This window comes from Ignavibacteria bacterium (genome assembly GCA_041649015.1).
Lineage (GTDB): Bacteria > Bacteroidota > Ignavibacteria > Tepidaquicellales > Tepidaquicellaceae > CAIKZJ01.
On sequence record JBAZNU010000001.1, the window covers coordinates 94,319 to 114,667 of the forward strand.

A 20,349-nucleotide genomic window follows, 5' to 3' on the forward strand; every position below is an offset into this window, starting at 1 on the left:
AGAATTATTTTATTAATAACATCTTCTTCGTTTCAGTATAATTTCCCGCTGTCATTTTATAGAAATACACGCCGCTGTTGAGTGCCGAGCCATCGAATGTTGCTTCGTATGTCCCGGGTTGCAGTCTTTCATTTACAAGTGTTTCAACTTCTCTGCCCATTACATCGTAAATTTTCAGTGCTACTACTGAATTCTGACTTCCGACTTCTGACTTCTGAATATCAAACCTGATAACAGTTCTCGGATTAAACGGATTCGGATAGTTTTGTTTAAGAGCATAGTCATTCGGGAGTTCGCCATTTTGATTTTGTACGATTGTCGGAGTTGATGTCAACTTTATTTCCCAGATGCCGCTGCCGTGTGTGAGTGCGCGCATTTTCCTGCCGACCGGAACGTAGGAAAGGTCAAAGACAATTGAATAAGGCATTCCGTTTCTGAACTCGCCCCAGTTCGCTCCGCCGTTTGTGCTTGCGTAAACTCCAAGATCGTTGCCTACATAAATATTGTCCGGGTATAATGGGTCTGAGAAAACTGATTGTGTCGGAACATCAGGAAGATTCGATGTTATATCAATCCATGTCGTTCCCGCATCCGATGATTTATAAACGTGTCCTGTTCCAAATCCTCCGTATGTAACATATACTTCGCTCGCCTTGTAAGGATTTGTCGCTATTCTTGTCGGATACCTGTTCGGCAGCGTTGCTGTTATATTTGTCCAGTTAGTACCGCCATTAATAGAACGGAATACTTTTGCTGAAACGCTTGTCGTTGGTGTTGTGCCGACATATATGGTATCAACAGACAGCCAGGAAGTCGCCATAGACAATGCTTTCCCGCCGCCGAAGTTGTAAAGCGATGAGCCGAAGCTCGTTCCCGTGTTTGTTGATTTATAGAAATTTGTGCCCGCTATGTAAACTATGTTGGGATTTGAAGGGCATACAATAAACGGAGTATTAAAACAATAGTATGTTTCAGAGCCGGAATTTGGAACGTTAAGATAATTAAATGAAACACCTCCATTTGTAGAGCGGGCAAGGTCGCCATAAGTGTATTCAGTGTAACAAATAAGCGGATTTTGTGAATTCACCTGTGAGCAGAAACCATCGCCGCCAAATGTCTTGTACCATGCGGTTGTACCCTGATAGAATGCTGCACGGTTATCCTGAAGCCCGCCTAAACAGAAAACAGAATCAGTGAATGAATTGCCAAGCACTGCATAAAACTGAGATGTTACGTATCCTCCGTTGCATGAATAAAATGTTTCCCCGAAATTATTCGAGCGGTATAGTCCTCCGTCAGCTGCAATATATATTTTATTGGGATCTTTGGGATTATCAACATAGTAATGAACGTCTGCATGTACAAAGTTTGTAGGACCTTCGGGCTGCCCTGGAGGAGTTGCACCTGTATTCCATGCTGACCAGCTCGATTTTTTTGTGAAACTCGTCCCGCCGTTCGTTGACTTATGTACATCAAGACATCCGACAAGTATTGTATTCGGGTCGTTTGCTTTTACAAAGTGACCTTGATTGTACCAGCCCTGATTGCTCGATGGGACTGACGTAGAGCCGGGTGTCCAGTTTGCGCCTGCGTTTGTGCTTCTGTAATATCCGACGTACGATGTAATATCATTTGCTATGTTTGCATAAATATAATTTGGATTGCCCCTGTACATCTGAAGCGTTGCCTTTCCAGACCAGAATGAAGGCAATCCGCCCGTGAGCTTTGCCCAGTTGATTCCTCCGTTAGTGGTTTTATATATACCGACATTTGCGTTCGGCATGTTGTTGCTGAGATTTCCGACAGATGCATAAAGAATATTTGTGTCAATTGGATTAATTAATAAATCCATTACCATCTGATAGTTCAATACATTAACCCATGATACACCTGCATCATAGGATTTATAAACACCCTCGCTTGTTGCCGAGTAAACTATGTTTGAATTTTTAGGATTGATTGATACGTTCCAGACTCCGCGCTGGTTGTTGTAAGTCCAGTCGAGAGATTTTGTCCATGTCGCACCGCCGTTAGTGGTTTTAAGAATACCTATACCGTACATGCCGCGCGTCAGACGGGCATTCACGCCGTTGTTTATTGAATACTGGTAACCGTAGTTTTCTCCTGTTCCAATATACATAACATTGTGATTTGCCGAATCTATTGCTATCGAACTTACTGCTAAAGAAGGATAACCAGTATTTACAATGTCCCATGCATCGGCACCAAGTCCTCCGGTTGTGGACTTCCAGAGACCGCCCGATGCGGAGCCGATATAAACTACACCCGTATCCACAGGATGTACCGCAAGCGATAGACTCCTGCCGCCTATGTTATTCGGACCGATTGATGTCCACTGCTGCGAAGAAGGATTATCAAATACATCAGCAAGATTATTCTGTGAATACTCATATGCTTTATAGAATTTATCCGCAGGTATATCCTTATCGGGATAAGCACGGGCTTCACTGTAGAATTGTAATGACTGCATAGCACCCGATGGTTTACCGAATCTGCTCTTGCCCTTTCTGGGACCTGGATTCAGAAAATCGGAGGAGTCAAGCAAGAAAAGCATTGCAGAGATGAATACAAAGATGATAATTGAACCTGAGACGTATTTCTTCATGGTTGAAATATAAATTTATTTATATCATAATCTACTAAATAGAGTTTAAGATAAAAATACATTTATGCATGCAGAGTGAGGGGGAATGTGCCTTATGAGATTGAATTCTTAATTAATTGCCGCCCTCTGAATGTTGAGCCTGCAGCGGGAAATGAATACGCATTTGAGGAATGAAATATCGTTGCGGACGACAATACAGTGTTTATAAGGGTTTACGGATATAGTAGATTGTGTGGATTTACTATGTTTACGGGAAATCAATACAGATTAGGGAAAACAGGGGGTCGGAAAAAAGTGTCATTTGTTTACTTCTTGCTTTTTTCATATTTCAATACTATTTTTAACTGTTTAATAAATTAAATTACATAACTATGAACAAAGAACAACTCATCGACAAATTAGCAGGTGATGCTAAAATCACAAAAGTAGCCGCAAGAGCAGTACTTGAATCATTCATGACAGCCGTTAAAAAGGCAGTTAAAAAAGGTGACAGAGTAGGTCTCGTTGGTTTCGGTACTTTCTCATCTGGAAAGAGAAAAGCAAGAACAGGTAGAAACCCGCAAACAGGAAAACCGATTAAGATTGCTGCGAAGAAAACTGTTAAATTCAAGGCAGGTAAAGAATTTAGCGATTTCGTAAACGGAAAATAAATTTAAGACAGTTTAACGAATAGAAGGCACTGCTTTGCAGTGCTTTCTTATTTTATAACCGCGAATTTACTCATGTTGCTTTCGACTTCCACGCCTTGGGAATTCTTGCCCTCTACTTTATAAATATAAATTCCGGAAGGTACTTCGTTTCCTTTGGAATCCCTGAGGTCCCACTCAACACCGCCGTTACCGTCGTTCTCCGTCAGTTCGGCTACCGTTACCCCGGTAAGACTGTACACGTATATTTTAGCGGTCTTTGTCAGGTTTGCGAAAGTAACAGACTGTTTTGATGCTTTGCTTTTGCTGAAAGGATTCGGATATACTGAAATTCCCGAAAGGTCTTCTTTTACAAAACTGAGACTGAACATACTGCCACTTCCGTTAACTATTTTTGCGCCGCTCTCGGAAAATATATTGTTAAGTCTTATGAAATAAGTCTTTCCGCTCGCACCGATATTTCCTTTGCTGTTAACACCGAGGTGCAGAAGTTTTTTATTTGAATTATCCCTTCCCGCGGAAATTACTTTCAGGTTAAACGGCTCAATAACATAGTTTGAAAGATTATAAGCTGATACTGTATCAACATTATCGTTAAATTCTACTGTAAGCATATCATTGCTCACAAGCTTCAACGTGCTTATATAAAATGAAGATGAATCATATTCCTGAACTGTAAATGATACAGCATTAGTATCAACAGGCGACGCATTGTAATCTAACAAACCCTTTGTTGTTATCGCATTCGTACCGTTACTGATTTTATCCTTAAAACTTAGAACATATTCATAATTGCTTTTGATAGCAACGCTGTTTGGATTTTTTATACCGTTTAAGAAGAACGAATCAGGATTTGGAACCACAACAGGGATTTTTTCGGAGAACTTAAGAAATACGCTGCCTTTGTCATAGATGGCACTCAATAGTTTTGACTTGTTGTGAACATAAACTTTTACTGAACCTGACAAAATGCTTTCTCTTACTGTTTTGGTTGTATCAATCGCAGAAACTTTATAGTAGTAATCTCTTTTATTGCTTACTGAATTATCACTATAACCAAATGATGAGGTTGAATCTATTAGTGTGTATCCCGTTGAATCGCTATTCCCTTTGTAAATTCTATAGTACTGCGCACCGATTACTTTCTGGAATGAAATATTCACAGAGTTTGAGTCAGCGCTGTAACCCTTTAAACCCGTTGGCGTCGAAGGACCTGCAAAGGGAATATTCTTTTCCAGAAATATCAGAGAGTCGGCAGTGTTCACACCGACTTCTTTTATTCCGTTATTATCAAAATCATATGTTATCGAATTGTACGAGTTAATACCTTCTTTGAAGAATACAGGTTCATACTTGTTTGACGTCTGATTATATTTAACCACGTATAATGAATTTCCCTCGCTTATTATTAACTCATCTTTAATATCGTTATCTGTATCACCTGACTTCGAGGAAATTTCAGACTGCGGGTTGTTGTTGTACAATTCAATCGAAGCATATTCAGAGAATGAATTATTGCCTGTACTTTTTATAAACAGCACGGAAAAAAGTCTTACGGGTATGGCAAGTTCAGTACTGAAGCCGACAGCTATTTCTTTTTGTCCGTCACCATTAAAATCGCCGAGACTTAAGTTATCGCCTTTGATTACAAGAGGATACTCTTCATGGAAAAATAAAGCAAATGTATTTCCGTTGACATATTCATATATATTGACAGAGGTTTTCTGTACACCATCGCTGTCGAAGAAAGAATTCGTGAAAACAATTTCAATCTTGCCGTCATTATCGAAATCATGAACAAGTGTATTCTGTGAGTTGGCAAAATTAGAAGCGTTTGAAGGAAGATAATTTAAATATGCAAAATCAGATACGTTAACCTGATATTTCATTATACTGAGTCCGTTAACATCAAAACCAAGAATCTCTTCACCACCGTCTCCGTCAACATCAGCATACCTTGACGACCAGAATTCATTCTGACTACCGCTTTCCCATATCTTTACAGAAGGCACCTGATAATCGTTTGGAGATTGATAAATGCTTCCCGCTCTTTGCTGGGATGATGTAAGCAGACTCCATTTGTTATTCCTTAAAATAATATCACGTATTACGTTACTTCCAATCCATGCAGGTGTGGAAAGATTAAATTTATTTCCGTTAAATTCATATATCTCTGCTGTTAATCCGGTATTAAGATTGTTTATAAACACATTCTTTCTGCCGGAATTACTAATATCAACTACTTTGTCAAATACCTGTGACTTCGGCAGGCTATAAGGTTTCTGTATATACGAGTATATATCAATCTGCTTCTTTGTTTTGAAATGAAATGAGGAATCATTGAGAATTGTATTCTTTCCGTTTAACGAACTTGCTTCCAGATAGTATTCATAATCGGTTTCAGCCGAAAGTTTAAAATGCTCAAGCTGTGCGAAATGATTGGTTGTTATATAACCGATATTGCCTTCATCAGCCGGAATTGAGGTGTATGGTTCGTTTACATTCCTGCGTTTATAATAAATAAAACCTTTAGTCGGAACGTTTGTATTAAACGTAATGAATTCCGAGAAACCGTCTTTATAAACTATCTCTCCGTTTGTATAGTTGGTTATTTGCGGAAGGGCTTCACTCTTATTAATTATAGTGCTGTGCTCAATTATTTTTCCGCTTCCGGAAAAGATTTGAAGTTTAAGTGTATAGATAGTGTCCTGTAAAGATGATGTATTCCATTTAAAAACTGTATCCCTTATAACCTGAACAGAAGATGAGAAAAGATTTGTATAATTATCCGGCTTTAGTCCTGTACCAAACTTTAAAGAATAAGAATTAAAAAAGGCAGAGGCAGCCGTTAAAGCAATATTCACGGTATCGTTCGTAAAACTGTAGTTAAGATAAGGAGAATATATTCTTACAGTTGTAGGATTATTATAATTCTGATAAGCAGATAACGAATTAAGAATTCCGGAGGAGTAATAGTCATCCCAGTTTGTCTGATTAGGAAAATATCTTGTTGAAGAGACAAGAATACCTCTTAAATCTTCGTTTGATAGTGTAGGATTCTTTGCCATCAACAATGATGCTATTGAAGCAACAATCGGTGCGGAGAATGAAGTGCCGTTTGCATACATATAATCATTGCCAAACTCCTGTGAACCCTGACTAAGCCGCGATGTTGTAAGGATATTAACGCCGGGTACATAAAGGTCAACTGTCACTCCATAAGCAGAGAATGATGCCTTGTTATAATTTTCGTCGTTTGCCCCAACAGAAATTACCTCATCGAAAGAAGAAGGATAATGTAGTACATAAGAATTATCGTTGCCCGCTGAAGCAACAAGTACAACATTATTAGCATAAGCAAATTTTATAACATCACGAAGTAAATCGCTGTATATGTAATCGCCGAAGCTCATGTTGATGACTTTTACTCCCTGCATGACAGAGTAAAGTATTCCAGATGCGATATGGTCTTCGTAACCTATACCCTGTGAATTGAAGCATTTCAGTATTAATGATTTTGAACCCGCAGTTACAGATGATATACCTATGCCGTTATTGAATCCTGCTGAAATAACACCTGCAACGCATGTTCCATGAGAGTATATATTATCATCATCAACATTGTTGGTATTTGTAATAAAATTCCAGCCGCGCCAGTTATCAACGAATCCGTCATTATCATCATCAATCCCGTTATTCTCTTTGCCGTTGCCGTATTCTCCCGTGTTTATAAAATAGCTTTGCTGAAGGTCAGGATGAAGGAAATCCATACCTGAATCTATAATACCGACAAGCGTTCCACCCTGCTGCGAATCCCAGATAGGAGGAACATTTACCATGTTTAAATAATATTGATTGGAAAAGTATGTATCGTTAGTAGTCACAGACTCAAGATTCAGGCTCCTTATTTCGTTAATGTATTCAACGTATTTATTCATCTTAATTTCTGAAACAAGGTTGTTCACTTCCGATGTGTTGGCGCTGAGTATGAATATTTTATCAAGACCATTGTTCTCATTATTCTTAAGATTAAGCTTGGAAACATACTTATTAAAAAGCCGGGCAGACGTAATAATATTGTATTTTTCTATTGATTTCAACAAAGGATTTTGTGAATTTCTTAGGTTATTATTTGCGAAATCACTAAGAACGGTTTCAGGAGTATTCTGTTTGAACTTAATTACTAATCTTGCAGACTGCGGAAAAACTGAGGAGGCAGCCGATAGTAATAACAACAGCAATATGAGCTTTTTAAAAAACATTGATACGTAATAATAACAAGTTCATACTTTAAAAAATATTACAAATTAAATATATTTTATTGGAAAACTACATCATGAAAAATTCAAGATTCTACATCTTTATTGTAATTGCCATTTTAAGTATGGTTACTTTAAGTTCATGCTTAAACATTGACCGGAAAATTAAAATAAACAGCAACGGAACAGGAACAGAGGTGCAAACATTTGATATTGATAGAAATTTTTATCAGATAATATTTACGATGGTACAATCTCTGGATTCGTCTAAAGCAATATCGGTTAAAGATTCTCTTTATAATCACGATGTGATGCTAATTCCGATAAGGGAAAATCTCGGCGCAAAAGAAGGGATTCAGCTTATATCATTGACAGGAACGACGAATGAAGACTCTTCGGTTACATACAGGTTTGAATATAATTTTGATGACGTTTCAAAACTTGGTTACGCAACAAACATGTCTGCAAAAGAAATGTCCGGTGAACAAGAAAGTAAATCTGAAATCGTCTGGAAAGAAAACGAGAATACGATAAACTTCAGTTTGTTATACAAACCCGACCCGGGTAATGATATGGACCAAGAAGACAACATGAAGGCATTTTCATTTTTATTCGCTAATAAAAACGTAAATTTTGAGATTGAGTTTCCATACGAGATTGAAAGCAGCAATGCTTTGAGTACTGAAGGTAATAAGGGAAAATGGTCTTTTCCTGTTTCAGAACTAATGCTCGATAAGACAAAGAAACTTTACCTTGAAGCCGTACTGAAAAAGTAGTATTACTTGCTGTAAATGATTTTGCCGTTGATGAACGTTGTTTCAACAACGGCATTTTTAATCTCATCGGGACTGATTTGAAATATATCTCTATCAACCACTATCAAATCTGCCTGCTTGTCCTCTCTTATACTGCCTTTAATATTTTCCTCATAACTTGCATACGCATTATTAATAGTATATGCTTTCAGGCAGGTCTCGAGATCGAGACACATATCAGTATTAAATCCATTTTCAAAACCTGCTGCCTTGCGGGTCATAGCATAATATATATTCTCAAACGGATTTTCAGGAACAACAGGAAAATCAGTCCCGAAACATATTATATTGCCTCTATCAACAAGTTTCTTAAATACATGTGTGGTTTCGGGGTGGACAAGATTCTCAGTTGCTACTTTTGCGTCAAAGAAAAGATGAGCCGGCTGGACAGATGAAATAATGTTAAGTTTTTTAAATCTGTCAAGGTCTTTTTCAGATACGTGTTGAATATGTTCAAGCCTCACTCTTCTGTCCCAGATACCGCTTTTCGTTTTAAGCTCTTCCACAAGGTCAAGCGCTTCGCTGACGGCTCTATCCCCGATTACATGTACAACAAGCTGGAGACTTGCTTTATCAATTTTGAAAGCCCGTTCTTTTAGTAAACCGCTTGTTACTTCTTCTGTACTTAAACCGGAGGATTCAGTACCTTTGTAATTATCGAAGAACAAAGCAGTCTTACTGGAAAGGGATCCATCGTAAAAAGCCTTCATTCCACCGAAACGTATGAATGATTTATAAGGAGAAAACTCGTTTCTGTATTCGTCCACCTTTTCATACTCGGTAAAAGGCACAACAGAATTAATCTTAAGATTCAATTCTTTATCATCAAAAAGTGATTTGTAAACATCGAGGTCTTCGCGCCAGGAAATATCGGTTACCGATGTGATTCCGAATGAATGGAGTCTTTCTATCTGTGTTTTAAGAATTTCCTTTTTCTCTGATATGCTTTTTTGCGGCAAATTATGAATTACGAAGTACATAGCTCTTTCTTTCAATTCACCGGTAAGATTACCATCGGAATCTTTTATAACTTCATCAGAGGAAAAATTATCGACAACATTTCTTATATTAAGTTTTTCAAGAGCAAGAGTATTACAGACAATAGAATGCAGGTCTGTACGGAAAAGAACTACAGGGATATCGCTGCAGATGCTGTCTATAAAGTTTTTGTTTATTGTAATGTCTTCATTGAAATTAGCTTCCGAGAAATAGCCTCCTAAAATCCAGCTGCTTTTCTTCAGATTACTTCTGTAAGAATGGATTTGGGTTTCAAAATCTTTGCGGGAGGCAGAATATCTAAGATTTACTTCTGAATTGACAAGAGCACCTTTTAACAAATGGCAATGCCCGTCAGTGAAAGCAGGCAGAACAAGTTTTCCTTTAAGGTCGATAGCATCAGAATAAATATTCTTATCATCTGCTTTACCTTTGCCAACGAATATAATTGTTCCGGTATCTGAATCTATTCCGACCGTTGAAGCATAATATCCGCTGCTAAGCCAGATTTTTCCGTTATAGAGTAGTGTTTTCATAGACAAATTTATTTAATGCCAGAGAATAGAACAACGTAAAAATATATTAATTTAGATACTATTTGAAACCAAATAATTATAATGGTTGTTGATTATAATAAGACTATATTGTCTGATAATAAACATTAGAATTTTATGAGTGAATTAATAAACAACAGCAGCGAGAGAGTACAAAAACTTAAACAACTTCTACTGAAACTGCATGAGGATGAAAGCCTTGAAAAAACAAAAGCTGATCTTGAAGAGATGCTGGGTCAGGTTCCTTACGGAGAGGTTGTACAAGCAGAGCAGGAGTTAATAAATGAAGGACTTCCGCCGCAGGAAATACAGAAATACTGCGACATGCATTCACGAGCACTTAAAGATAACATTGACCTTACATTCATGAAGCCCGTTCCGGAGGGGCATCCCGTGGATACGTTAAGAATGGAAAACAGAGCTATTGAAGCAGAACTAGCAAAATTAAAGGATATATTTATTAAGTGTAAGTTCAACAAGGATTCGGTAAACATTCCGGAAGTTGTAAATCAACTAAAAGGAATTTTCAATCTGCTCATGGACGTTGAAAAGCATTACATGAAAAAGGAGAACATAATATTTTCTATTCTTGAAAAGTATAATATAACAGGACCTTCGACTGTGATGTGGGGAAAAGATGATGAGGTAAGGCAGTTTTTAAAGTCATCAATAAGCGTGCTTAACGACAATGAGAAGGTAGGTGCAGATACTCTTCAAGGATACATAGACCTCATGCTATCACCAACTGCAGAAGCATTACAGGAAATGATTGACAAGGAAGAGAAGATATTATTCCCAATGTGTCTGGATAAGTTTACTGATATTGACTGGTATGATGTTTATAAGCAAGCTGATGATATCGGCAATTGCATTTACGTACCAACAAAAGAGTGGAAGCCTGAAGGAGTACTGGTTGAAAATGAGGGAAGCAATGTAACATCAGATAAGATAAAACTTTCGACGGGATCATTTACTGTTGAAGAACTTGAATCTCTTTTAGATTCGGTGCCATTTGACATAACATTTGTTGATAAAGACGACAAGGTGAAGTTCTTTTCGCATGGTAATCAAAGGATATTTGAAAGAAGCAAAGCTATACTTGGAAGACAGGTTCAGTTTTGCCATCCACCATCAAGCGTACATATAGTTGATAAGATAATTGATGATTTCAGGTCAGGGAAACAGGATTCAGCAAAGTTCTGGATAAACTTCAAAGGGATGTTTGTTCATATAGCTTACTATGCCATAAGAAATAAGAACGGTGAATATCTGGGAACTGCAGAAATAACTCAGGATATAGCAGAACTAAAAAAGACAGAAGGTGAAAGGAGATTACTGACTTATGACAAGTAAACTAATTATTACACCTGATATAAAAGTAGCGGAACTGCTGAAAGAATATCCGCAACTTGAGGATAAACTAATTGAGATTGCACCGGTATTTGTAAAACTTAAGAACCCAATACTAAGGAAGACTATTGCAAAAGTCACAACACTTAAACAGGCATCAGTAGTGGGAAAAGTAAGTATAGGAGATTTAATTAATAAGTTAAGAGCAGAGGTTGGACAAGGAAATACTGATTTATCAGCTGAAAAAAGTGAAGAGGGAGAAAAGCCGGACTGGATTGACGAGACTAACATAAGAAAATTTTATGATGCGAGAGAAGACCTTGAAGCAGGAGTACATCCGGTAAATAAGGTTGTTCAGGAAACAAACAAGCTTAAGGCAGGAGAAATATATTTGTTGGTTACATCATTTACACCCGCACCGCTGATTGATATGGTGTCGGCAAAGGGATTTCAGGTATATTCAGCGGATATGATGGATGGGAGAGTTTTGACCTATTTCAGAAAACAGTAAAAATTTGAAGAGTATTAATTTCTGCCCCTGCTTCTTAATAGCAGGGGCAGGTTATATTAAAATATTATCTTCTCACATCGTTATTCATCTTTTCAATTGATTCAGAATCAGTAGGATGTCCGAGATTGTCTATATTTTTATGGTGAAATAAATATTCTTCTTTTGTTATCTTGTTTTGCCAGTAACCAGTTATCATACCGAAACCCGTAACAAGCATAAATAATCCTACTACTCCTATTGCAACCCACTTCTTATTGATTGTTTTCTTAATGACAATATTTTTAAGTTCAAGAGTATCCTTAACAGGGCAAACGTCAACGCAGTTCATACATGAAGAACATTCATCAGAAATTACAGTTTTAATTTTATGAACATTTATAGAAGATGGGCATGCTTTTGTACATAGCTTGCAGTCTATACATGAGGTAGTGTTCCTCTTAATTTTATTGGGGCTCAACAAAGTCAGAATTCCAAGCAGGGCACCATAAGGGCAGAGAAAGCGGCACCAGAAATTTCGAATAAGAATTGACAATACAAAAAGAATTGAGATGACTATGAGTGAGAATCTTGATATATCAGCAAAGAAATAATACATTTTGATGTCTGCCATAATATTATAAGTATCTTCAAGAAAAGCTTTAATAGCCATATCCGTCATCAGGAAGAAAATTGAATACACGAAGAAACCAAGAAGAAGATATTTAAGGCTTCTCAGAAGATAATCGAGAAACTTAGGAAGTTTAAGTTTTCTCTTAAAGATTTTTTCTCCAAGGTCACCGAGAAGTTCAGAAAGAAAGCCGACAGGACAAAACCAGCTGCAGAATGATTTCCCGAAAACAAGCGATATTAAAACTATTGCGGTAAAAATAAAGAATCCTGCTGGATGAACAAGACTGATTTCTCCGGTCATAAGAAAAAGGTAAAAACTCATGAGGGAACTTATAGGCAGAAAGCCGTCAACCCCGGGGGGACGGGAATAGAAGGGAGCCGAGCCCTGCGATTCAAGAAAATTTATGAATAAATAAAATTCAACACCTATCCATATACAAAGTAGAGCAAAGGCAAGCTGAATGTAGAACCTGTAATCACGGATTTTGAATTTCTTAGATCTTTTAGATACTGTTTTCATTTGAATGAATAAATTTAACTTATTCCTCCTAAGTTAATTTATTCCTCTGCTAAACTTAGTTATTGTTTATCGTCTTAATCTTTGCGATGGTCTTCTTTCTGAATTGGTCCAGAGTTTCATTTGACAACATTTCATAAGCATCTTTCCTTAGTTTGCCCCACTTATTATGCACTGGGCAAGGGTTCTTTGGAGTGCAATTAGGAAAGCCAAGCACGCAGTTGTTGAATAAAGACAGACCATCAATAGCCTCGACAATTTCTATGAGCTTAATCTGTGAGGGCTTTCTGTCAAGAAAAAAGCCTCCTGAATTTCCCTTCTTGGAAGCAACGAGTTTTTTCAAAGTAAGACTCTGAAGAATCTTAGAAACAAACTCCCTCGGGATTTTTAGTTTTTTTGATATTTCATCCGCAGAAGCCATAGTATGATCTTCAAGGGTTGAAAGATAGAGAACTGCTTGCAGTCCATACTCACATTTTTTAGAGAATATAACAGTCATATTGTAATCAGATATATTTATCTTATTAAATATAATTACTTTGTCCGATTTAAACAATAGAAAAATAACTGAGCATAGATTTTTATGATATTTTTAAAAAAGGACTTTATTAAACACAAATATAAAGATGCAGATAATAGTACAGGATAAAAGGTAATAAATATGCGTACTTTATGCGCACTTATTGCATACATATATGTGATAACAGTTTATCAAATTAATGAAATCTATTTGGATTTTGAATTAAAGAAACAAAATAAATATGAGACTTTTAAAATAAAAAGTCCGCACTGAAATCAGTGCGGACTTTCAACTACAAAAATATTTGATATTATTTCAAGTGCTTCTTTAAGAATGTTTCCATAGCACCGTAGAAATCAAATCGGTTTTCTTCGTTGCGGAAACCATGACCTTCGTTGTCTTTTACCATGTATTCAACATCGACTCCGCGTTTCTTCATTGCCTCAACCATCTGGTCTGACTCGGCGATGTTTACTCTCGGATCCATTTTTCCCTGAACCACTAACAAAGGAGCGACAATTTTATCTGCATGGAAAACGGGTGACGCCGAAACGAACAGGGCACTATCAACCTCCGGATTACCAACCATTTCATACATCATTTTTCTGAAAGGTTCCCAGTAGGGAGGAATGGTCTTCATGAATGTGAAAAGGTTTGAAACGCCGACATAGTCAACGCCGCAAGCGTAAAGTTCAGGCGAGAATGCAAGACCCGCAAGTGTAGCATAACCGCCGTAACTGCCTCCGTAGATTCCTACTTTCTTAGGATTAGCAACGCCTTCAGAGATGAGCCATTTTACGCCGTCTGATACATCATCCTGCATTTTCTTTCCCCACTCCCTGAAAGATGCTTCCCAGAATTTTTTTCCGTAGCCGGTTGAACCTCTATAATTCACCTGCAGGACTGCAAAGCCTCTGTTTGCAAGGAATTGCACTTCAGGGTTGAATCCCCAGTTATCACGTGCCCAGGGACCGCCGTGAATATTCATAACTACAGGAAGATTCTTTGGTTCAACACCGACAGGCAGAGTTAAATAACCGTGTATAGTGAGACCATCTCTGGATTTATATGTTACGGGTTTCTGTACAGATAATTCATTTTCATTCAACCATGGGCTTACCTCGACTATTTTTGATAATTTATCTGACGCTGCGTCATAAAAATAATATGAACCCAATGATCTATCGCTGTATGTTCTAACGAGGAATTTGTCTTCATTTTTATTTAAACCTGTAATAACAACTTCATAGTCACCCAGCTCTTTTTTTAGCCTGTCATATCTTTTTTCGGTTTCAGAATCGAGAAACTTCAATTCTCTTTTTTCTTTAACGTAAGAAATTGTTGTTAATACTTTTCTTTTTCTCGAATAACTCAAACCGCTAACATCAACGTCCGGATTTTCATACATTACTTCAATTTCTTTGCCGTTTGCAATATCATATTTCACAATAGCGCTTTTATCACGTCCGAGATTAGAGGATGCATACATGAACTTATTATCGAAAGTAAAAAACAGAGGATTGAGTTCATCCCTGAAGTTTGTTACGAGGACCTCTTTGAATGGCTCGTCCTCCGTCCCCCTGTAAAGCACTACGCTATTAACACCGTCTGAGGCGGTCGCAACTCTAAGTTTTCCGTCGTGGTCGGTAATCCATCCCATAATATTGCCGGGATTTTCAGCAATCATTTTCTTTTCGCCGGTATTCACGTTTAGTCTGTAAACATCGAATGCCTGCGGATTTCTTTCATTCATGCTGATAAGCATGTAATCATCAATGTCCTCAAGGTCATCAACAATTCCTGCTCTGACTTTGTCTTCGGGTGTAAGCAGTTTTAAATCACTTCCGTCTTTGTTAACGGAGTAAAGCTTGAAGTTTTCATCACCTGCTTTATCCTGAAGGTACATTATTTTGTTGTTACCCTTCCAGAAGTAGGAGGTAATATCTCTTTCTTTAGCTGAGGTAATTCTGACGGCATCATTATCGCCGATTTTCTGAACGAAGATGTTTAAACGAGATTCCCATGGTGCAAGAAAAGAAAAATAATTTCCATCGGGAGATATTTGATAGCCCGTCTTTTCGGGATTTTTGAAGAAATCCTTTAAAGGAATTTCCCTTACCTGTGCATTAAGAGCAAATGATACTAACATGAAAATTGCAAGATTAAATAATATTAATTTTTTCATAATAGTTATAATATTAAAAAGTTTATAGATAATAGATTATACGAATATATTACATATAAAGTTATGTTACTATTATAATTTAAATACACTAACCCGAGGATTATCCCGGTATATATTAAATAGTGTTTTTAATCTTAATAATTTCCGCGGCAATACTGATTGCGATTTCATCCGGCGTTTCACTTTTAATCTTTAAACCAATCGGTGAATGTACTCTTTCAATCAGCAAGGGATCGATTCCTTCTTTCTTCAGCTCTTTATAAAGTGCTCTTACTTTTGATTCACTTCCCATCATCCCGATGTACTTCACATTCTTGTTCAAGACTGCACGTAATACATCTTTATCCTGCAGGTGTCCGGGAGTTACAATAACGACGAAAGAATAAGCATCTTCAATTATGTTATCAGTGGATTTTACAAAATCCTCGATAATAATTTCATCTGCGTATTTATTTTCCTTCAGTGTTTCAACATCTTTGCGGTTATCAACAACTATGACTTTAAAATCAAGTTGTGACATTACTTTTGAAATTGCAAGTCCCACGTGCCCCCCGCCGAATACATATACTCTGTTTCTAACTCCAATTCTTTCGGAATATACACCGGTTTTTGCGTCGAACCCTGTCAAGTGCGTTGGTTGATCCGAATGAACAAATGAGTTTTCCGAAATTATTAAGCTGCCTTCTTTGTGTGTGTCAGAAGCTTTGATGATTTTTTCTACTGTTGCGACATCTTTATTTTTAAGCATTACAAAACCTATTATTTGTACGCCGTTGCAAATCATGCCGATGCTTTCGGGAGCGTCGCCAAGAAGCTTGTATTCTTTGAAGTAATTCTTTGTAACAGATTTAATGTAAAGCTCTTTGCATTCATCTATAACCATACCTTCAACTTTACCTCCTCCGACGCTTCCCCGGGCACTGCCTTCCGGTGTTACAAACATTTTGAACCCTGCTCTACCGGGCGTTGAATGGTCAGCATCGTAGACCACGGCAAGTGCAAGACTACCGTGCTTATTAAGATTATCATTTAACTCCTGCCAGAAATTTATCTGTTTCATTACGTGATTGATTTTTTAAGTGACTTTCCTTTGTACAAACTCATCAATACTCTTTCCGGTGTCATCGGTGATGTATAGTTGAATTCTGCATCTTTATTAAATGCTTCAATTGCATTCCTTAAAGCAAAGTAAGAAGCTATACCGTACATAAACGGAGGTTCGCCGATTGCTTTAGAGTTTAATGGTCCCGGTTTATTAAATGAGTTTTCGAGAAAATCTATTTCAAAAACTTCGGGAGTATAATTTATGTCCGGTACTTTATAAGCAGAAAGTGTGCTCGTAAGAAGTTTTCCTTCTTTGTCATGAATAATTTCTTCCATTGTCATCCACCCAATACCCTGCATTAACGCACCTTCTGCCTGACTTCTGTCGATAACATTATTGATGCTTTGTCCGAAATCGTGTACTGCATGAACTCTTTCAATCTTGTAAGTTCCCCTGAGACAGTCAACTTTAGCGGTTATCAATGCAGTACCGTAAACGTGATATGCAAATGGTTTACCCCTATTAATTTTCGTATCAAAAAATATTTCAGGCGTTGCATAGAATGCGTGTTCAGAAAGGTCAATCCTATTAATGTAAGCCTGCAGAACAATTTCTTTCCAGGTTTCTTCTCGTTCAACACCGTTCAGATACACCTTTTCATATTGAACTTCGACTATATCAGTTTCTTCAAGATTATTCTTCGATTTATAGAACTTCACGAGTCTTTCGAGAATGTTTCTGCAAGCTATAAGCGTTGCGTTACCGTTCATATCCGCACCGCTGCTTGCCGCCGTGGCTGATGTGTTAGCATTTCGTGTGGTGTTCGTGGTTTCGGATTTAATATTAGAAACATCTATCCCAAAAACAGAAGCTGCAATCTGCCGAATTTTCATATTAACACCCTGTCCCATTTCAACCGCACCCGTACTGACGCCAACGCTCCCGTCATTGTAAACATGAACCAAAGAACTTGCTTGGTTCAGCATTGTGTTTGTAAATGATATTCCGAAACATATCGGCATTAATGCAAAACCTTTCTTAAACAGTTTGTTCTCTGAGTTGAATGCTTCTGTCTCTTTCTTTACTTTTTCTATATCAATCTTCTTATTAAGAGTGTCAAAGCAAATCCGAGCTTTACAGTTTTCGGTTTTCTGACCGAAAGGAAATTCTTCACCTTCATTGAAAAGGTTCACGGATTGTATCTGATGAGCATCAAGTCCAAGTATTTTGGCTGATTTATGAATAGCCGATTCAATAACAAACATTCCCTGCGGACCACCAAATCCCCTAAATGCAGTGTTTGGAGCAAGATTCGTTTTGCAGCACCATCCTATTGCTTTAACGTTTGGAATAAAATAGCTGTTTGTACAGTGTGCAAGGGTTCTGTCAAGAATAGCAGTTGATAAATCTGCGGCAGCACCCGAATTCTGATAATACGTTACTTCATAGGCAAGAATTTTACCCACTTTTGAAAGACCAATTTTGTAATCGGAAACGTATGGATGCCGCTTGCCTGTCAGCCTCATATCATCATGTCTTGCAAGTATAAGTTTTACAGGCCTCTTCAGCTTGTACGCAGCGAGTGCCGTCATTACAGCCCAGGCCGTTGCCTGATCTTCCTTGCCCCCAAACCCGCCGCCGAGCCTTACAACTTCCGATTCTATGAAATGTGCAGGGAGGTTTAAAACTCTTGACGCTATTCGCTGAACAGTTGACGGGCTTTGAGTTGAGGATATTATTTTAATTCCGTTACCTTCTGCTGGTAAAGTAACAGCAGCCTGAGTTTCCAAATAAAGATGCTCCTGCCCCCCCGATTCAACGGTATCTTCTAATATTAAATCGCATTTTTCCCACACTTCTTCGATATTTCCGTTTTGATAAACTTTTGGTGTTTTAACAATCAGACTGTTTTTCTTAAAAGCTTCTTTAGGATCAGTGATAACTTCAAGAAGTTCGTACTCGGCTTTAACTTTTTTAACCGCAGCACGCGCCTGTGCCTGAGTTCTCGCCACTATAAAGGCAATCGGCTCACCAATAAATTCAACTTCATTCACAGAAAATAGTTTTTCATCCTGTATTATACCGCCTATCTGATTTTCACCAGGAATATCTTTGTAAGTAAATATCGCTGCAACTCCTTCAGAACTTTTTGCATCTTCAAAGTTAATGCTTTTTATTTTCCCGTGAGCTATCGGAGAAGAATAAACAGCTCCATGCAGGGTTGATGAGGGAATGCTTAGGTCGTCCAGGAATAAAGACTCGCCCTTTACGTGCCTTATTGAATCATAATTGTTCATATCAGCACCTCCTCATTAATAACTTCGGGGAAAAGCTTTATAAAATGTGAATACATCAGGTTTCTCAGAAGCAGTTTTTTATAATCCGCAGAACCCCTAACATCTGATATAGGCGATATTTCTTCTTGTAAGAATTCCATTGCTCTGTTAATATTTTCAATATTAATTATTTTTTCTTCGATTAACTGAGAAGTTTTTTCGAGATACAAAGGTACAGGGGCAACTCCGCCAGCTGAGATGTGAACATCTCTGAATTTATTTTCTGAAACGTTGCATGAGAAGGCAGTGTTCACACTTGCTATATCAAGATACTTTCTTTTACAAACTTTTTCAAAACTGTTTTTAAAGGTACTGTCTGGAATACTGAATGCTAGTTTCGTCATTACTTCATCGGCATTCTTATCAAGAGACTTATATCCTTTAAAATAATCCTTCAGGTAAATCTCTCTTGCATTACCTTTACCGAGCAGTGTTATTCTTGCGTTCAGGGAAAGGAAGAATACTGTCATATCTCCTATAGGCGAAGCATTGTTTATATTACCTCCGACAGTAGCCCTGTATCTAATTTGTCTCGAACCGAACAGCTCGGCGACATTTTTAAATTCAGGGAACATTCTGCTAAATATTGCTGAAGATTCAAGGTCTGCCACCGAAGCCGCTGCAGATACAATGCAATTATTTCCGGCAATTTTAACCATCTCATCGGAAATCATTTCAGACATCAGAGAAATATCACTATTTGAAATTGTATCTCCCTTCTGAACATAAATATCCGTACCGCCTGATACGATTTGCTTTACGCCATCGTAAGAATGCAAAGGTTTTGTTTTTGCAATCTGTTTCAGCTTTGATGCTACTAATTTAAAATATTCAGGTATCAGTTTATTATCAGACAGAAACATTAATCTGTCTGAACTGATTTCCTTCTTGTTTAATATATTAATTACTTCTTCAGCGGAACTCAGAATACCCTTATGCCCTGTACATCTGCAGAGGTTCCCCGTCAGGTAATCTTTTACCGTTTTTATATCGAACACATCCGAAGTTAGTAAATATGTAGAAAATGACATTACAAATCCGGGAGTGCAGAACCCGCACTGCGTCCCGCCGTTACTCACAAGAAACTGCTGGAACAGATTCATCCCGTCAATATTCAGACCTTCAACTGAAACAAGATGCTTGCCGTCTATATCGCCAAGTGGCAGCAGACAGGAATTAATATTTTTATAGTGTACGTAATTTCCAGTTAGCTTACCAACGAGTACTGTACAAGCTCCGCAATCGCCTTCTCTGCAGCCTTCTTTAGTACCCTTCAGTTCCTTCATATTCCTTAAAAAATCAAGCACTGTCATTGCAGGATTGAAGTCACCTGAAATAATTTCCTTATTGCAAATAAATTTTAGTTGTACCTTCATAAT

At 37.7% G+C, this 20,349-nt stretch carries 13 protein-coding genes; 4 read left to right on the forward strand and 9 right to left on the reverse strand.

Going from position 1 to position 20,349, the window contains the following annotated elements:
• Positions 1-4: 4 nt before the first annotated feature.
• Entirely contained in the window at positions 5-2,626 is a 2,622-nt protein-coding gene (locus tag WC644_00350) for a T9SS type A sorting domain-containing protein (protein MFA5010377.1), read from the reverse strand.
• A gap of 371 nt (positions 2,627-2,997) precedes the next feature.
• Here WC644_00350 and WC644_00355 point away from each other — a divergent pair, with 371 nt between their 5' ends.
• Complete coding sequence (locus WC644_00355) at positions 2,998-3,276, forward strand: HU family DNA-binding protein (GenBank protein MFA5010378.1); 279 nt, start codon at positions 2,998-3,000, stop codon at positions 3,274-3,276.
• 47 nt (positions 3,277-3,323) lie between these two features.
• On the opposite strand, the gene WC644_00360 is transcribed toward WC644_00355, so the two are convergent.
• Positions 3,324-7,508: a S8 family serine peptidase gene (locus tag WC644_00360; GenBank protein ID MFA5010379.1), complete on the reverse strand. Its 4,185-nt coding sequence runs from the start codon at positions 7,506-7,508 to the stop codon at positions 3,324-3,326.
• A gap of 101 nt (positions 7,509-7,609) precedes the next feature.
• Here WC644_00360 and WC644_00365 point away from each other — a divergent pair, with 101 nt between their 5' ends.
• The gene (locus WC644_00365; GenBank protein MFA5010380.1) at positions 7,610-8,308 is read left to right on the forward strand and encodes a hypothetical protein; all 699 of its coding nucleotides are present in this window, start codon (positions 7,610-7,612) and stop codon (positions 8,306-8,308) included.
• Between the two features lie 2 nt (positions 8,309-8,310).
• Here the strand turns inward: WC644_00365 and WC644_00370 are convergent, their stop codons facing one another.
• Positions 8,311-9,879 (reverse strand): amidohydrolase, encoded by a 1,569-nt coding sequence (locus tag WC644_00370; protein ID MFA5010381.1) that lies wholly within the window; start codon positions 9,877-9,879, stop codon positions 8,311-8,313.
• Between the two features lie 135 nt (positions 9,880-10,014).
• Here WC644_00370 and WC644_00375 point away from each other — a divergent pair, with 135 nt between their 5' ends.
• Positions 10,015-11,250 (forward strand): DUF438 domain-containing protein, encoded by a 1,236-nt coding sequence (locus WC644_00375; GenBank protein ID MFA5010382.1) that lies wholly within the window; start codon positions 10,015-10,017, stop codon positions 11,248-11,250.
• Entirely contained in the window at positions 11,240-11,758 is a 519-nt protein-coding gene (locus WC644_00380; protein MFA5010383.1) for a DUF1858 domain-containing protein, read from the forward strand. The genes WC644_00375 and WC644_00380 overlap by 11 nt, the downstream gene beginning before the upstream one ends.
• 64 nt (positions 11,759-11,822) lie before the next feature.
• On the opposite strand, the gene WC644_00385 is transcribed toward WC644_00380, so the two are convergent.
• The 6 genes from WC644_00385 to WC644_00410 all read right to left on the reverse strand — a co-directional run bounded on the left by WC644_00385 (position 11,823) and on the right by WC644_00410 (position 20,346).
• Positions 11,823-12,887, reverse strand: coding sequence for a 4Fe-4S binding protein (locus tag WC644_00385; GenBank protein ID MFA5010384.1), 1,065 nt, complete (start codon positions 12,885-12,887; stop codon positions 11,823-11,825).
• Positions 12,888-12,942: 55 nt separating this feature from the next.
• Positions 12,943-13,383: an Rrf2 family transcriptional regulator gene (locus WC644_00390; protein ID MFA5010385.1), complete on the reverse strand. Its 441-nt coding sequence runs from the start codon at positions 13,381-13,383 to the stop codon at positions 12,943-12,945.
• Between the two features lie 331 nt (positions 13,384-13,714).
• Positions 13,715-15,589, reverse strand: a complete 1,875-nt coding sequence (locus tag WC644_00395; protein MFA5010386.1) for a S9 family peptidase — start codon at positions 15,587-15,589, stop codon at positions 13,715-13,717.
• 115 nt (positions 15,590-15,704) lie between these two features.
• Entirely contained in the window at positions 15,705-16,649 is a 945-nt protein-coding gene (locus WC644_00400) for an XdhC family protein (GenBank protein MFA5010387.1), read from the reverse strand.
• Entirely contained in the window at positions 16,649-18,931 is a 2,283-nt protein-coding gene (locus WC644_00405) for a molybdopterin cofactor-binding domain-containing protein (protein ID MFA5010388.1), read from the reverse strand. The genes WC644_00400 and WC644_00405 overlap by 1 nt, the downstream gene beginning before the upstream one ends.
• Complete coding sequence (locus tag WC644_00410) at positions 18,928-20,346, reverse strand: FAD binding domain-containing protein (GenBank protein MFA5010389.1); 1,419 nt, start codon at positions 20,344-20,346, stop codon at positions 18,928-18,930. The genes WC644_00405 and WC644_00410 overlap by 4 nt, the downstream gene beginning before the upstream one ends.
• Positions 20,347-20,349 lie beyond the last annotated feature (3 nt).

Bases quoted from the DNA above. Each gene is read 5' to 3' on its own strand.
- WC644_00355 (MFA5010378.1), top strand. From the start codon at position 2,998: ATGAACAAAGAACAACTCATCGACAAATTAGCAGGTGATGCTAAAATC.
- WC644_00405 (MFA5010388.1), bottom strand. From the start codon at position 18,931: ATGAACAATTATGATTCAATAAGGCACGTAAAGGGCGAGTCTTTATTC.
- WC644_00380 (MFA5010383.1), top strand. From the start codon at position 11,240: ATGACAAGTAAACTAATTATTACACCTGATATAAAAGTAGCGGAACTG.
- WC644_00390 (MFA5010385.1), bottom strand. From the start codon at position 13,383: ATGACTGTTATATTCTCTAAAAAATGTGAGTATGGACTGCAAGCAGTT.
- WC644_00365 (MFA5010380.1), top strand. From the start codon at position 7,610: ATGAAAAATTCAAGATTCTACATCTTTATTGTAATTGCCATTTTAAGT.
- WC644_00375 (MFA5010382.1), top strand. From the start codon at position 10,015: ATGAGTGAATTAATAAACAACAGCAGCGAGAGAGTACAAAAACTTAAA.
- WC644_00385 (MFA5010384.1), bottom strand. From the start codon at position 12,887: ATGAAAACAGTATCTAAAAGATCTAAGAAATTCAAAATCCGTGATTAC.
- WC644_00370 (MFA5010381.1), bottom strand. From the start codon at position 9,879: ATGAAAACACTACTCTATAACGGAAAAATCTGGCTTAGCAGCGGATAT.
- WC644_00410 (MFA5010389.1), bottom strand. From the start codon at position 20,346: ATGAAGGTACAACTAAAATTTATTTGCAATAAGGAAATTATTTCAGGT.
- WC644_00400 (MFA5010387.1), bottom strand. From the start codon at position 16,649: ATGAAACAGATAAATTTCTGGCAGGAGTTAAATGATAATCTTAATAAG.
- WC644_00350 (MFA5010377.1), bottom strand. From the start codon at position 2,626: ATGAAGAAATACGTCTCAGGTTCAATTATCATCTTTGTATTCATCTCT.
- WC644_00395 (MFA5010386.1), bottom strand. From the start codon at position 15,589: ATGAAAAAATTAATATTATTTAATCTTGCAATTTTCATGTTAGTATCA.